The organism is Mesorhizobium sp. C432A, assembly GCF_030323145.1.
Lineage (GTDB): Bacteria > Pseudomonadota > Alphaproteobacteria > Rhizobiales > Rhizobiaceae > Mesorhizobium.
Window position 1 is genome coordinate 371,572 of the sequence record NZ_CP100470.1, and the last position, 14,205, is coordinate 385,776.

The 14,205-nt window shown below is 63.4% G+C and carries 13 protein-coding genes; 3 read left to right on the forward strand and 10 right to left on the reverse strand.

All coding sequences use genetic code 11. The features are described 5' to 3' along the window. Positions 1-4: 4 nt before the first annotated feature. The gene (locus NLY33_RS01660) at positions 5-883 is read right to left on the reverse strand and encodes a LysR substrate-binding domain-containing protein (protein WP_023688709.1); all 879 of its coding nucleotides are present in this window, start codon (positions 881-883) and stop codon (positions 5-7) included. A gap of 95 nt (positions 884-978) precedes the next feature. Here NLY33_RS01660 and NLY33_RS01665 point away from each other — a divergent pair, with 95 nt between their 5' ends. Then, on the forward strand, positions 979-1,950 hold the full coding sequence (locus NLY33_RS01665) for a quinone oxidoreductase family protein (RefSeq protein WP_023708179.1): 972 nt from the start codon (positions 979-981) through the stop codon (positions 1,948-1,950). A gap of 4 nt (positions 1,951-1,954) precedes the next feature. Here the strand turns inward: NLY33_RS01665 and pdeM are convergent, their stop codons facing one another. Both pdeM and NLY33_RS01675 read right to left on the reverse strand, forming a co-directional pair. Continuing rightward, entirely contained in the window at positions 1,955-2,671 is a 717-nt protein-coding gene (gene pdeM / locus NLY33_RS01670) for a ligase-associated DNA damage response endonuclease PdeM (RefSeq protein WP_023703455.1), read from the reverse strand. After that, the gene (locus NLY33_RS01675) at positions 2,668-5,172 is read right to left on the reverse strand and encodes a ligase-associated DNA damage response DEXH box helicase (RefSeq protein WP_245261101.1); all 2,505 of its coding nucleotides are present in this window, start codon (positions 5,170-5,172) and stop codon (positions 2,668-2,670) included. The genes pdeM and NLY33_RS01675 overlap by 4 nt, the downstream gene beginning before the upstream one ends. On the opposite strand from NLY33_RS01675, the gene NLY33_RS01680 reads away from it, so the two are divergent. Then, a complete protein-coding gene (locus NLY33_RS01680) occupies positions 5,080-5,274 on the forward strand; it encodes a hypothetical protein (RefSeq protein ID WP_245260071.1) in 195 nt (64 codons plus the stop codon). The genes NLY33_RS01675 and NLY33_RS01680 overlap by 93 nt on opposite strands. Positions 5,275-5,415: 141 nt before the next feature. Here the strand turns inward: NLY33_RS01680 and NLY33_RS01685 are convergent, their stop codons facing one another. From NLY33_RS01685 to NLY33_RS01695, 3 genes are all read right to left on the reverse strand, one after another. Next, entirely contained in the window at positions 5,416-6,276 is an 861-nt protein-coding gene (locus tag NLY33_RS01685) for a C40 family peptidase (RefSeq protein WP_023703457.1), read from the reverse strand. A gap of 29 nt (positions 6,277-6,305) precedes the next feature. After that, positions 6,306-6,656 carry a MarR family winged helix-turn-helix transcriptional regulator gene (locus NLY33_RS01690; protein WP_023669596.1) on the reverse strand — a complete coding sequence of 117 codons (351 nt, stop codon included), beginning with the start codon at positions 6,654-6,656 and terminating at the stop codon, positions 6,306-6,308. A gap of 62 nt (positions 6,657-6,718) precedes the next feature. After that, complete coding sequence (locus NLY33_RS01695) at positions 6,719-8,080, reverse strand: leucyl aminopeptidase family protein (protein ID WP_023703458.1); 1,362 nt, start codon at positions 8,078-8,080, stop codon at positions 6,719-6,721. 237 nt (positions 8,081-8,317) lie between these two features. On the opposite strand from NLY33_RS01695, the gene NLY33_RS01700 reads away from it, so the two are divergent. After that, positions 8,318-9,139 (forward strand): tetratricopeptide repeat protein, encoded by an 822-nt coding sequence (locus tag NLY33_RS01700; protein WP_023703459.1) that lies wholly within the window; start codon positions 8,318-8,320, stop codon positions 9,137-9,139. Positions 9,140-9,252: 113 nt separating this feature from the next. On the opposite strand, the gene NLY33_RS01705 is transcribed toward NLY33_RS01700, so the two are convergent. From NLY33_RS01705 to NLY33_RS01720, 4 genes are read right to left on the reverse strand one after another with little or no spacing between them, the layout of a single operon-like run. Further along, positions 9,253-10,269 carry a type II secretion system F family protein gene (locus NLY33_RS01705; protein WP_023708180.1) on the reverse strand — a complete coding sequence of 339 codons (1,017 nt, stop codon included), beginning with the start codon at positions 10,267-10,269 and terminating at the stop codon, positions 9,253-9,255. Between the two features lie 39 nt (positions 10,270-10,308). Then, positions 10,309-11,322: a type II secretion system F family protein gene (locus tag NLY33_RS01710; protein ID WP_023703461.1), complete on the reverse strand. Its 1,014-nt coding sequence runs from the start codon at positions 11,320-11,322 to the stop codon at positions 10,309-10,311. A 29-nt stretch (positions 11,323-11,351) separates the two neighbouring features. Next, the gene (locus NLY33_RS01715; RefSeq protein ID WP_023703462.1) at positions 11,352-12,857 is read right to left on the reverse strand and encodes a TadA family conjugal transfer-associated ATPase; all 1,506 of its coding nucleotides are present in this window, start codon (positions 12,855-12,857) and stop codon (positions 11,352-11,354) included. A gap of 29 nt (positions 12,858-12,886) precedes the next feature. Then, positions 12,887-14,170, reverse strand: a complete 1,284-nt coding sequence (locus NLY33_RS01720) for a CpaE/TadZ family protein (protein WP_023681982.1) — start codon at positions 14,168-14,170, stop codon at positions 12,887-12,889. Between the last annotated feature and the right edge of the window lie 35 nt (positions 14,171-14,205).

Below are 14,205 nucleotides of genomic sequence, written 5' to 3' on the forward strand. Positions count from 1 at the left end.
GCCGTCAGGCGGCCCGTGCTCGTGGCGCCGCCGGCAAATCCTTAAGCAGGATTTCGATCGCGGCATCGATTACAGCTGTCCTGCGGTCGTGCGCGTAAAGGCCGTATTGGACCGTGAGCGGCTCGGGCAGGCCGGCTGACGTCTTCAGCACCCGCATCGAAGCGGTGCGCACGGATTCGGGCGGAAGCAGTCCAACGCCCAGTCCGTTCTCGATCGCGGCCTGAAGGCCGGTGACGCTCTGGCACGACAGGACGATCCGGTGCTCCCGGCCGGCGGCGACCAGCGCCTCGATCATCCGCCTGCGCCAAGGGCAGGTTGCGCCGAAGGCGGCGAGATCGAGTGGCCGGTCATGGTCCAGCACATAGTCCTGGGCGCAGACCCACTGCAGTTCGACGTTCCATGTCGTCACGGCATCGGCCGCGACGACGGATGTCGGGGCAATCATGACATCCAGCGCATCCTCGCTCCACAGCCGTCCCAGCGCGACGCTGTGCTCGACCATCGCGTCGAGGCTGATGTCGGGATAGGTGCGATGCAGCCGCCCAAGCGCGGCCGAAAGCGCGGCCGTGGTGACCTCTTCGGCAAGACCAATACGCACGCCGCCGCCAATGCTAGCCTGCTGCAGACGCGCCACCGCTTCGTCGCCGAGAGCGAGGATGCGAGTCGCGTATCCCAGAAAGAGCTCTCCCGCCGCAGTCGGTACGACACCGCGGCCGGTGCGCTGGAACAAGTGCCGTTGGAGCAGGCCCTCCAGCCGGCGCATCTGCATGCTCATCGCCGATTGGGTCTTGCCGGTCTGCGCGGCGACCCTGCTCAGGCTACCTTGCCGGCAGACCGCGACATAGGTGCGGAGAAGGTCGAGGCCGATCTGCTCAGATATCATTTTGTTTGAACTCTGATGTCATCGGTATCAGTCTACAATGATATCCCGCCACGCGCTATCTCACACTCAAGAGAAACAGCGCAGGGAAGAAAACCATGAAAGCGATCCGTGTTCACCGCCATGGCGGGCCAGATATGCTCGCCTACGAAGATGTCGACATCGGCCAGCCCGGACCGGGCGAGGTGCGCGTGCGCAACCGGGCGGTCGGCCTCAACTTCGTCGACATCTATTTTCGCACCGGCGAATACGCGCCGCCCGCTCTGCCATTCATTCCCGGCAATGAAGGCGCCGGCGAAATCGTCGCCGTCGGTGAAGGCGTCAGCGGCTTCGCGCCTGGCGACCGAGTCGCCTATGTCGAGACGCTCGGCGCCTATGCCGAAGAACGCATCGTGCCGGCGCATTTCGTCGTGCATCTGCCCGACGCCATCGATTTCGAGACAGGTGCGGCGATGATGCTGAAAGGGCTGACGGCGCAATATCTGCTGCGCCGCACGTTTCGCGTCGAGGCGGGCCATACAATCCTGGTGCATGCCGCGGCGGGCGGCGTCGGCCTCATCCTGACGCAATGGGCCAAACATCTCGGCGCGACCGTCATCGGCACGGTCGGTTCACCCGAAAAGGCCGAACTTGCGCGCGCCAATGGCTGCGACCATGTCATCGACTACAGCAAAGAGAATTTCGCCGCACGGGTGAAAGAGGTCACCAACGGCGAAGGCTGCCACGCCGTCTATGACGGCGTCGGCAACGCGACCTTCCCCGCCTCGCTCGACTGCCTGCAGCCGTTCGGCACCTTCGTCAGCTACGGCACAGCGTCGGGGTCGATCCCGCCCTTCGACATCATGCTTTTGATGCAAAAGGGTTCGCTGTTCGCCACCTGGCAGTTGCTGTTCCATCATCTCGCCAGGCGTGAGGACGTCGTCGCCATGAGCGAGGATCTGTTCAGCGTCGTCCTCAGCGGCGCAGTGAAAATCCCGGTGCACACAAGCATGCCGCTTGCCGAAGTGGCGGAGGCGCACCGCCGGCTCGAAGCACGGCAGACGACAGGCGCAACCGTGCTTATACCGTAGAAACTCAGCCCGGCCGCAGCATCGAACCGGAAATGGCGAAGATGCGCGCGGCGCCCATCATATAAGCTATCAACGTCTCGCGGCGGAACAGGCCGGCATAGGCGCGGTCGAGCACGTTGAGCGAGCCGGTATAAGCGCCGAAGGCCGGCATGATCATGCGGCCGCCATCGCCGGCAAAGCAGCGCCGCCGCACCGAGCGGCCCTGCTGGACGATGCGGGCGCAAGGGTGAAGATGGCCGGCAACTTCGCCCTCGGTTCTTATCTTCGACGGCTCGTGGCGGAACAGCAGCGAGCCGATGGCGAGTTCGCGCACCGTCTCGCCGGGCAAATCCGCCGGCGCTTCCGGGTCATGGTTGCCGGCGACCCAGAACCAGTCGCGGCCGGCCATCAATGCTTCCAGCCGATCGCGGAAGGTTTGATGCATGCGCTCGGCGCCGCCGCCGTCGTGGAAGGAGTCGCCCAGGCTGATGACGATGGCCGGCTGGTAGTCCGCGATTACCGCCTGCAGCCGGAGCAGAGTGGCGCCGGTATCGTAGGGCGGGATCAGTGCGCCGCGCCTGGCGAAGGACGAGCCCTTTTCCAGATGCAGGTCGGAGACCGCGAGCAGCCTCAGATCGGGGAAATAGAGCACGCCGCGCGAATCACAGATCGCGCGCTCGCCCGCGATGCCGACAAAGTCGGCCTCGGCGATCAGCGATGCCCGCGCCAGCGAAAAATTCATTCCTCAACCATCCCAGGACCCATGGCTTCCTCGACCAAAGTCGCGGCATCCATCAGCAGCGTTTCGTCGGCCTCGCCATTCACCGGCATCTTGCCGATTTCGAGCATGATCGGCACGGCCAGCGGCGATATCTGTTCGAGTGCCTTATGCACGATTCGACCCTGGATACGCGAGAGCATGTCGGCAAGTCTGCTGACATCGAGCAGACCGGTCGCCGCGTCGGCGCGCGTCGCCTGCAGCAGGATGTGGTCGGGCTCATGGCTGCGCAGCACGTCATAGATCAGATCGGTCGAGACGGTGACCTGACGGCCGCTTTTCTCCTGTCCCGGGTGGCGCTTCTCGATCAGGCCTGAAATCAGCGCGCAGTTGCGGAAGGTGCGCTTGAGCAGCCAGCTGTCGGCCAGCCAAGCCTCGAGGTCGTCGCCCAGCATGTCCTGGTCGAACAGAGCGCCAAGCGAAGGTTTCCGCGATTTGAACATCGCGCCCATATCGCCCAGCGACCAGATGGCCAATGCGTAGTCGGTGGCGACGAAGCCAAGCGGCCTGGCGCCGGCCCTGTCCAGCCGGCGGGTGAGCAGCATGCCGAGCGTCTGGTGCGCCAGCCTGCCCTCGAAAGGATAAGCGACGAGATAGTGACGGTTGCCGCGCGGAAAGGTCTCGATCAAGAGGTCGTCGCGTTTGGGCAATACCGATTTGTCGGCCTGGAACCGCAGCCAGTCCGATACCTGCTCGGGCAGCTTCTTCCAGCGCTGCGGGTCGTCCAGCATGGCGCGCACCTGCTCGGCGAGGTAAGTCGAAAGCGGAAATTTGCCGCCGCCATAATAAGGAACCTTGGCGTCGCTTCCCGGCGCATTCGAGACGAAGCATTCGTTCTCGCGGATGCCTTCGAAGCGCAGCACTTTGCCGGCAAACATGAAGGTGTCGCCATGCGTCAGCGTTTCGAGGAAGGCCTCCTCGATCTTGCCCAGAGCCCGGCCGCCGTGCGAAGCCGAGCCTTTGCTGCCCGCCTTGACGTAACGCACATTGAGCGCCGGCACCTCGATGATGGTGCCGACGTTCAGCCGATATTGCTGCGCGACGCGGGGATTGGAGACCCGCCACATGCCGTCCTTGTTGAGGCGGATGCGGGCGTAGCGCTCGTAGTTCTTCAGTGCGTAGCCGCCGGTGGCGACGAAATCAATGACGCGGTCGAATGTCGGCCGGTCGAGGCTGGCATAGGGCGCTGCTGTCAGCACTTCCTCGTAGAGATCGTCGGCGCGAAACGGCGCTCCGCAGGCGCAGCCCAGCACATGCTGGGCCAGCACATCGAGCCCGCCATTGACCAGCGGCGGCGTATCCTGGGCGCCCAGATAGTTGGCGTCCAGCGCTGCCCGGCACTCCAGCACCTCGAAACGATTGGCCGGGATCAGGATCGCCTTCGACGGCTCGTCCATGCGGTGATTGGCGCGGCCGATGCGCTGCGCCAGCCGGCTGGCGCCCTTGGGCGCGCCGACATGGACGACCAGATCGACATCGCCCCAATCGATGCCAAGGTCGAGCGTCGAGGTGGCGACGATGGCACGGAGCGCGTTTTCCCCCATCGCCTTCTCGACGCGTCGGCGCTGGGCGACATCGAGCGAGCCGTGATGCAGCGCGATCGGCAAGGTATCCTCGTTGACCCGCCACAATTCCTGAAACAGCAGCTCGGCCTGGCTGCGGGTGTTGACGAACAGCAGGGTGGTCTTGTGGCGCTTGATCTCGCGGTAGATTTCCGGCGTCGCATAGCGCGCCGAATGGCCGGCCCATGGCACGCGCTCTTCCGAATCGAGGATCGAGATTTCGGGCTTCGCGCCGCCGGTTACGACGATGAGCTCAGACATATCGGGACTTGCCAGGCCTTTGGGCGGATTCTGGCTCACCAGCCAGCGCCGCAACTCGTCGGGCTCGGCCACCGTTGCCGACAGACCGATCGTCTGCAGGCCGGGCACGATGCTGCGCAGCCGCGCCAGCCCGAGCGCCAGCAGATGGCCGCGTTTCGATGTCACCAGCGAATGCAACTCGTCGAGGACGACATAGCGCAGATCCTCGAAGAAGCGCCCGGCATCGCCGGCCGCGATCAGCAGCGCCAATTGCTCGGGCGTGGTCAAAAGGATGTCGGGCGGCGCCAGTTTCTGGCGCTGCCGCTTGTGCGAAGGGGTGTCGCCGGTGCGCGTCTCGATGGTGACGGGCAGGCCGATCTCCTCCACGGGCTTGCCGAGATTGCGCTCGATGTCGACGGCCAGCGCCTTCAGCGGCGAGATGTAGAGCGTATGGATGCCGCGCCGTGCCATACCAGCTTTGCGTCTGGGGCGGTTGGCCAGTTCGGTCAACGATGGCAAGAAGCCGGCCAGTGTCTTGCCGGCGCCGGTCGGTGCGATCAAGAGCACCGATTGCCCGGCTTGAGCCTTCGCCAGCAGCTCGATCTGGTGAGCGCGCGGCGACCAGCCTTTTTCGCCAAACCATCTGATGAATGGCTCGGGCAGAAGGACGGCGGCATTTTGTTTGGCAAGGCGCGGCTGCTCGGTCACGCGAAAGAGGTAGCGCGACGGCGCGCGATCGCCAAGGAAAATCGGAACAAAAGGTGATCGGGTGAGTTGCCCTCACCCCGTACGGGGAGAGGATGCCGGCAGGCACGTGAGGGACAGCGCGAGCTTTCAATCGCTGGCGCCGCCCCTCATCCGCCGTTCGGGCACCTTCTCCCCGTGAACGGGGCGAAGGAAGAGGCGCTAAGGCCGCCGAAACCCAGTCGGCCCGCCATAGCGATACCCAATCCGATCAACCGCATCCTTCAGCCCTTCGCGCGAGACCAGCATGGTGTGGCCGTTGGCGTGGATCATGGTCTCGGCGTCGGCCATAACGGCGACATGCCCCTTCCAGAACACGAGGTCACCGCGTTTTAGCCCGGCATAATCGGATCCCGGATCGAGCGGCTCGCCCAGGCCTGCCGCCTGCATGTCGGAATCTCGAAGCACATTGCGGCCGGCCATGCGCATGGCCAGTTGCACGAGGCCAGAACAGTCGATGCCGAAGCCGGAGGTGCCGCCCCAGAGATAGGGCGTGCCGATAAACATCTCGGCGACCGAGACATAGTCGGCGGCGATATCGCTGACCGGGCGCACATGGCCGGCGATCAGCGCCTCGCCGGAAGGCAACAGCGCATAGTGCGTGCCGCGCGTTTCGGCAGCGCCCCTCACCGTCACCGTCGAGCCCATCGACAATTGCCCGCTGATCGGAAAGCGCAGATCCGGGCCTGGATAGAGAAAAGTGCGCGGCGCCGTGACGATGTGGGTTGGCGCATGCTCGGGTGCGCCCAGCATGGTGGCGCCGACGTAGCCGACATAGCCGTCACGTTCGGCCTGGACCCAGGCCCATCCCTCGGCTTCCTCGAAGACAAGCACATCGTCGCCGAACAGTACCTGCGTGTTGACGCCGGCATCCGGGCGCGGTGCCTTGCGCACGTCAGCCACGGAGGCCGTGATCCGAGCCCGACGGCCGGTGACGAAGCGATCGGCCGAAACCTCCCCTTTCAGCCTGGCATCGGCGAGGTCGGAACGGAAGGCGTGGAGGCGGGCATCCCTGGCAGTCAAATCGGTACTCGTTCTAATTCATGGATTGATCAGATGGGCAGTTCATGAGCCCTGGCAACGATACCATCCCCGAAGCGCTCGACAAAGAGCGCGCCTTCGACCGTGCGCCGGATCAGCACATTGCGCTTGTCGAGCTCGTCGCGATGGCGTGACACCAGTTTCAGCGCACCCATCGTGTCGAGGGCGCGAGTGATAACCGGCTTGGTAACATTGAGGCGGGCGGCTAGACCGCGCACCGTGTGCGGCGGCGGGTCGAGATAGATGGTGAACAGGATCGCCGTCTGGCGCATGGTGAGATCTGGCGCGCCGGCGCGCACCTGCGACAGCATCACCTGCTGCCACAGCCGCATCGCCTGGCTCGGACGCATCGAAATCGACATCGCCCGAGCATGACGGCAAATTGTTTCGGTTCCGTTTCAGTTTTGGTGGCCGTCTCAGGGCGTCAGGCATAGCGCCTCGAAATGACCCGCTCCAGTGCACGGATGCCTTGCGCCTCTCCGCCGGCGGGTCCGTAGGGGCGATCGGACGGGTTCCAGGCGAAGATGTCGAAGTGCGCCCAGCCCGTTGTCCGTTCGACAAAGCGCTTGAGGAACAGCGCCGCGGTGACCGAACCGGCGAAGCCGTCGGTGGTGACGTTGTTGATGTCGGCGATCTTCGACGCCAGCCTGCCTTCATAGGGTCGCCACAACGGCATGCGCCACAACGGATCCTCGACGGCCATGGAGGCCGCAGCCAGTTCGGACGCCAGCGCTTCGTCGCCAGTGTAGAAAGGCGGCAGATCGGGCCCGAGCGCGACACGCGCTGCCCCGGTCAGCGTCGCCATGTCGATCAGCAGTTCCGGCTCCTCGTCATCGGCCAGCGCCAGCGCGTCGGCCAGCACCAACCGCCCTTCGGCGTCGGTGTTGCCGATCTCGACGGTAATGCCCTTGCGGCTGGTCAGTACATCTCCAGGCCGGAAAGCGTTGCCGGCAATCGAATTCTCGACCGCCGGGATCAGGACGCGCAGCCGCACCTTCAGCCCGGCAGCCATGATCATCGAGGCCAGGCCCAGCACATTGGCGGCGCCGCCCATATCCTTCTTCATCAAGAGCATGCCCGACGAAGGCTTGATGTCGAGGCCGCCAGTGTCGAAACAGACACCCTTGCCGACCAGCGTCACCTTCGGCGCGCCTTCCGGTCCCCAAACCATATCGATCAGGCGCGGCACTCCGACCGAGGCCCGGCCGACCGCATGGATCATCGGGAAATTCTGCTTTAGGAGATCATCGCCCTTGATCACCGATACCTCGGCCTTGTGAGTGGCCGCCAGGGTCCGTACGGCCTTCTCGAACTCGTCCGGTCCCATGTCGCTGGTCGGCGTGTTGACCAGGTCGCGCGCCAGGAAGACGCCGTCGGCGATGCGCCGGACACGACCCGCATCGGCGCCGGACGGCAGCGCAAAACGCAACGCCTTGCCTGATTTCTTGCCGTAGCGAGTGAAGACATAGCCGCCGAGCACCAAGCCTATGGCCGCGAGTTCCGGCTCGGCTGGAGCGGCGGCAAAATGCCAGTCGCCTTCCGGCAAGGCTCTCGCCAGCATGCCGACGGCCAGCGCGCCCTCGCCATCACCGACGCCGAACAAGGCGCCGGCAAGGGAACCGTTGTCGCCGGCGACAGCGAGCGTCCTGCCGGCTTCGCCGGAAAAGCCGTTGGCGGCCGCCCATGCGATCGTGGAAGGCGAAAGCCCCAAGGCCTCCAGTCCATCCCTCGCGACCAGATGGACCGGCAAGGCAGTGTTTAGTGTCTCGACGAGTTCGACGGGCATTCGATGGTCTCCGGGAGGCTTGCAGATCGTCCCCAGTCAAGATAGGGACGTCGGATGATTTCAACATCTATGCACAGAGACCAGACATTGGACATGCCAGGCCAATGGCTTCCGGCGGGCCGTTCGCCGATCAGACGGCTCGCTTTTTAACTGTCCGTTAGGGTTAACAGAATATTTCTGCGGGGATGAAGATGGCCACGTGAATGGCCACGCGCAGGAATGGAGAGCCCCGTGCAGATGCCCACCAACCGCAGGACGAACGTCACGGGCAAACGGTTGGTCACCACAGCGTTGCTGATGGCGCTGGCGGCCGGTGTTGCCGGGTGCGGAACCAGCAAGCTCACGACCGGCTCGATCGGTCGCACCAGCGGCAAACCGCTGGAAACCATGTCGGCCAGCGAGTTGCACGGGGCAACCGGGCGGCTCGGCGAATCCTACGCAAAGAACCCCAACGACAAGCGGCTGGCGACAAATTTTGCGGCGGCGCTCCAGATGGACGGCGATGCCGACCAGTCGCTTGCCGTGATGCGCAAGCTGGCGATCGCCTACCCCAAGGATCGCGACGTGCTTGCCGCCTACGGCAAGGCGCTGGCCGCCAACGGCCAGTTCGAGCCGGCGCTCGACGCCGTGCGCCGGGCGCAGACGCCGGAATATCCGGACTGGCGGCTGATGTCGGCCGAGGCCGCCATTCTCGACCAGCTTGGCCAGAAGGATGAAGCGCGCCAGAACTACCGCAAGGCGCTGGACCTCAAGCCGAACGAACCCTCGATCCTTTCCAATCTCGGTATGTCCTATGTGCTGGAAGGCGATCTGCGCACCGCCGAGACCTATATGCGCTCGGCAGCCCAGCAACCGAATGCCGACAGCCGGGTGCGGCAGAACCTTGCGCTGGTCGTGGGACTGCAGGGCCGCTTCGACGAGGCCGAGAAGATCGCCTCGCAAGAGCTTTCGCCCGAACAGGCGCAAGCCAATGTGGCCTATCTTCGCCAGATGCTTGCCCAGCAGAACGCCTGGAGCCAGCTCAAGGATCAGGACAAGGCACAGGCGGCGACCAACTGAGCGCCGCATGGGCGCCGGCTCCCGCACAGCGCAAATCCGTCCACATATCAAAGCTGAAAACAAGAGCCGCACTGCATTGGCAGTGCGGCTCGTTTGTATGGCTGCAACGAGGCCTACTGGCTTGAGGAATTGTGCTGGTCGCCGAAGATGCCGCGCTGGCTGACCTGAATGCCGGCTGGGCCCAGAATGATGGCGAACAAAACCGGCAGGAAGAACAGGATCATCGGCACGGTAAGCTTCGGCGGCAGGGCGGCGGCCTTCTTCTCGGCTGCATTCATGCGCATGTCGCGGCTTTCCGCGGCCAGCACGCGCAATGCGTGCGCCACGGGTGTGCCGTAGCGTTCCGCCTGGACCAGTGCCTGGGACACTGACTTCACCGATTCCAGGCCGGTACGAGCCGACAGGTTTTCATAAGCCTGCTTGCGTTCCTGCAGATAAGAGAGTTCGGCATTGGTCAGCACGAATTCCTCCGCCAGCGCCACCGATTGCGAACCGATCTCCTCGGAGACCTTGCGCAAGGCAGCCTCGACCGACATGCCCGACTCGACGCAGATCAGCATCAGGTCGAGCGCATCCGGCCACGCCGCCTGGATCGACTGCTTGCGCTTGGCGGCACGATTGTTGACGTAAAGGATCGGCGCATAGAAGCCGGCGTAGGCGACGAGAATGCAGACGAACAGTTTCGCGAAGGCCGGCCGGTCAGGCAGTCCGCCGAGCACGAACAGATAGATCGCTGCCAGCGCGAAACCCACAAACGGCAGGATCAGGCGGAAAAACAGGAAGCGCGTCAGCGGGTTTTGGCCACGAAATCCCGCCACCTTGAGCTTCTGCAACGTGCCTTCATCGGCCAACGCACGCCGCAGGTCGAGCCTGTCGACGATGTTGCGCATGCCGATCGACTGCTCTTCGCGCAGCCCCTTGCGGCGGCGATCGGCTTCGTTGGCAAGCCGCGAGCGCTGCTTGGCGCGCAATTCGTCACGCTCCAGCGCCACCGATTTCATGCGCGCCTTGAGCTCATTGCCGCCAAGCGCCGGCAGCAACGTGAAGACGGTCGCGAACACCGCAACGCCGACCAGCAATGCGATCAGGAAGGCAGGATCGGTCAGCGATTTTACGACTTGGTCGGTCATCCGTTTTCAGTCTTTTCGTTCGAGCTTTCCAAGGTGGGCCTAAACTTCAAAGTTCATCATCTTGCGCATCACCAGAATGCCGATCGACATCCACACGCCGGAACAGCCAAGGATCAGATTGCCGGTGCTGGTGGTGAACAGCGGCATGATGTAGTTCGGGCTCGACAGATAGACGAGAAGGGCGACGACAATAGGCAGCGCGCCGATGATGACGGCCGACGCCTTCGCTTCCATGGACAGCGCCTGGACCTTGGCCTTCATTTTCTTGCGATCGCGAAGCACGCGCGAAAGGTTGCCTAGCGCCTCGGAGAGATTACCGCCGGCCTGTGACTGGATCTGGATAACGATTCCGAAGAAACTTGCCTCGCTGCACGGCATGGTCTCAGCCATGCGCAAGGTGGCGTCGGGGATGGACATGCCAACCTGCTGCGAATCGACGATCCGGCGGAACTCGGTCTTGACCGGCTCCGGCGATTCATTGGCGATCAGGCGAATGGCGTCGTTGAGCGGCAGGCCGGATTTGACGGCGCGCACGATGATGTCGAGGGAGTTGGGAAATTCGTTGAGGAACGCCTTGACCCGGCGCGCGCGGCGAAACGAGACGAACCAGCGCGGCAGGCCGAGCGCGCCGGCCAGAAGCGTACCCGGCAGGACAAGTAGCGGCGCGCCGGCGAGATAGGCGAGCACCGTCAGCGCGATGCCGCAAATGACGGAGTAGATATAGAAACGCTCGATCGAGACCTGCATGCCGGCCTGACGAATCTGGGCCTTCAACGGCGGCTTCTTGACGGCGAGTTCGTTGGTTTTCTGCTTTTCGTCGAGCTGTTTCAGCGTGTCCTGGACAGATTTACGCCGCTTGACCGCCTCCGCGACACGGTCGCGCGAAGCCTTGACGACCGAACGATCGGTCTCGGCGGCCTTGATCGTCTCGAGCCGCTTGCCGGCCTGCTTCTCGTTGCTCATCTTGGTGAACAGGAAGGCATAGGCGACCGCACCGGCGCTGAAGCCGGCGAGCACGATGAACGCCAGTACGGTGGTATCAATTCCGAACATCGACCTCAGTCCCCACGCCTCGATATGCGTTAGTCAGCGCGTTTCTCCATCGATTCCAGAGCATTGGCGAGGCGCTGTTCCTCGCCATAGTAGCGGGCGCGATCCCAGAAATGCGGACGGCCGATGCCGGTCGACACATGCTCGCCAAGCAGCCTTCCGTTCGAGTCCTCGCCCTTGATGTTGTAGAGCACGATGTCCTGCGTGATGATGACGTCACCTTCCATGCCGATCACCTCGGTGATGTGGGTGATGCGGCGCGAGCCGTCGCGAAGGCGTGCTGCCTGGATGATGACATCGACGGAGCCGACGACGATTTCACGCACGGTCTTCTGCGGCAGCGAATAGCCGCCCATGGCGATCATCGATTCGATACGGTTCAGGCATTCGCGCGGGCTGTTGGAGTGGATCGTTCCCATCGACCCGTCATGGCCGGTGTTCATCGCCTGCAGCAGGTCGAAAACCTCCGGTCCGCGCACTTCGCCGACGATGATGCGTTCGGGCCGCATGCGCAAGCAGTTCTTGACCAGGTCGCGCATGGTCACCTCGCCTTCGCCCTCGAGATTGGGCGGGCGGGTTTCGAGACGTACCACGTGCGGCTGCTGCAGTTGCAGTTCGGCCGAGTCCTCGCAGGTGATGACGCGTTCCTCGCGGTCGATATAGTTGGTCAAGCAGTTGAGCAGCGTCGTCTTGCCGGAGCCGGTACCGCCGGAGATGACGATGTTGCAGCGGACGCGGCCGATAATCTTGAGTATCTCGGCGCCCTGCGGCGAGATGGCGCCGAACTTGACCAGCTGATCGAGCGTCAGCTTGTCCTTCTTGAACTTGCGGATGGTGAGCGCGGTGCCGTCGATGGAGAGCGGCGGCGCGATCACGTTGACGCGAGACCCGTCAGGAAGACGGGCGTCACAGATCGGGCTCGATTCGTCGACGCGGCGGCCAACCTGGCTGACGATGCGCTGGCAGATGTTGAGCAGCTGCTGATTGTCGCGGAAGCGGATGCCGGTCTGTTCGACCTTGCCGTTGACTTCGATGTAGACGTTCTTGGAGCCGTTGACCATGATGTCGGCGATATCGTCGCGGGCGAGCAGCGGCTCCAGCGGCCCGTAGCCTAGCACATCGTTGCAGATGTCGTCGAGCAACTCTTCCTGCTCGGCGATCGACATTGCGAAATTTTTGATGGCGATGATGTCGTTGACGATATCGCGGATTTCCTCGCGCGCGCTCTCGGGATCGAGTTTCGCAAGTTGCGACAGGTCAATGGTGTCGATGAGCGCGGAGAAGACCTGGGTCTTGGTGTCGTAGTAGGTTTCGCTTTTTTCGCGCTGGATCTTTTTTGGCGGCTCCGGCGCCATCGACGGCGCCTCAACGGCACGGCGAGTTGGCGGCGTTGCCAGCGCTCCCGGCGGCGGCGCTGCCGGGGGTCGGGCAAGTACCGCCATGTCCGCAGGCGTTGCAGCAGCCGGCGCCGCTGACGCTGGCTGACGGAACTCCGGGGTGAACCGGCCGCCGTCGTCGGAGCCTCTTTTTCCAAACATGATCGACTACCAATTTCGCTTGAGAAGCGTCATTTCTTGTTACGCGAGAGCTTGCCGAGGAGGCCGCCAAGGCCTGCCTTCTTCCTGGCCTTGATTTCGCTGCGACCGGTCAGCACGTGCGCGATTTCGTTGATCATGCCGACGACCGGGCTCTTGGGATCCATCTCGCCCAGCATGCGGCCGTTGTTCGCGGCATTTCCAAACAACAACGGGTCGAAGGCGATGACCGACATCGGCGTGAGGCTGAGCGGCTCGGCGAAGTCGGACGCGGAAATCTCGGGCCGTTTCGGCACGCCGGCCTGATTGATGATCAGTTTCGGCGGCGGATCGTTCGGGCGAAGCCGCGTCAGCATATCGACCAGATTCTTGGTGTTGCGCAGATTGGCCAATTCCGGCGTCGCAGTGATGACGATCTCGTCGGCCTTGATCAGTGTGTTCTTGGTCCAGCCCGTCCAGATATGGGGGACGTCGAGCACCAGCAGCGGCACGCTGCGCTGGGCGGTATCGATGAGTTGCGTGAAGGCATCGGGATCGAAATCATAGACACGTTCGAGGGTGGAGGGCGCGGCGAGCAGCGACAGATGTTCGGCGCACTGGGCAAGCAGACGGTCGAGATAAACCTCGTCGACGCGTTCGGGCGAAAACACGGCCTCGGCGATGCCTTGCGCAGGGTCCTGGTCGAAGTTTATGTTGGCCGTCCCGAAAGCCAGGTCGAGATCGGCGACGACCACTTCCGATTTGAACAGCGATGACATCGCCCACGCCACATTGTGGGCGATGGTCGAGGAGCCGACGCCACCCTTGGCGCCGACGAAGGCGATCGAGCGGCCGATCGGCTCGGCTTCCGGATCGACGAAGATCGACGAAACCACCGAGACAATATCGGCCATCGACACGGGCGCGATGACGTATTCGGAAATACCGAAGCGGATGAGTTCGCGGTAAAGACCGACATCGTTGTAGTGGCCGATCACCACGACTTTAGAGGAGGGATCGCAATATTCTGAAAGCTGGGCAAGCTGCTCCAGCAACTGCTTCGGTTCGCTGCGCGACTCCAGAAGGATGAGGTTCGGCGTCGGCGCGGATTGGTAGAATTCGATCGCCGTGGCGATGCCGCCCATATGCACTTTCAGATGCGCCTTGGCCATGCGGCGATCCTCGCCGGCCCGCTCTACCGGATGCGCGACACCTTCCGTCTCGCAAAATGCCTGGATGGAAATACGCGGAACCGGCCGCAGCGCCTGCATCGCGGCAATATCCAATTGCGAGCTGTCGCCGCCGTCTACGGGCGTATCGTAGGCAAGATTGCTCATTGTCATGCTCTTTTCCGTGACTTCTCTTCCGGTCT

Coding starts and splice junctions, on each gene's coding strand:
- NLY33_RS01695 (WP_023703458.1), bottom strand. CDS start 8,080: ATGCCCGTCGAACTCGTCGAGACACTAAACACTGCCTTGCCGGTCCAT.
- NLY33_RS01665 (WP_023708179.1), top strand. CDS start 979: ATGAAAGCGATCCGTGTTCACCGCCATGGCGGGCCAGATATGCTCGCC.
- NLY33_RS01705 (WP_023708180.1), bottom strand. CDS start 10,269: ATGACCGACCAAGTCGTAAAATCGCTGACCGATCCTGCCTTCCTGATC.
- NLY33_RS01660 (WP_023688709.1), bottom strand. CDS start 883: ATGATATCTGAGCAGATCGGCCTCGACCTTCTCCGCACCTATGTCGCG.
- NLY33_RS01700 (WP_023703459.1), top strand. CDS start 8,318: ATGCCCACCAACCGCAGGACGAACGTCACGGGCAAACGGTTGGTCACC.
- pdeM (WP_023703455.1), bottom strand. CDS start 2,671: ATGAATTTTTCGCTGGCGCGGGCATCGCTGATCGCCGAGGCCGACTTT.
- NLY33_RS01715 (WP_023703462.1), bottom strand. CDS start 12,857: ATGTTTGGAAAAAGAGGCTCCGACGACGGCGGCCGGTTCACCCCGGAG.
- NLY33_RS01690 (WP_023669596.1), bottom strand. CDS start 6,656: ATGTCGATTTCGATGCGTCCGAGCCAGGCGATGCGGCTGTGGCAGCAG.
- NLY33_RS01710 (WP_023703461.1), bottom strand. CDS start 11,322: ATGTTCGGAATTGATACCACCGTACTGGCGTTCATCGTGCTCGCCGGC.
- NLY33_RS01720 (WP_023681982.1), bottom strand. CDS start 14,170: ATGAGCAATCTTGCCTACGATACGCCCGTAGACGGCGGCGACAGCTCG.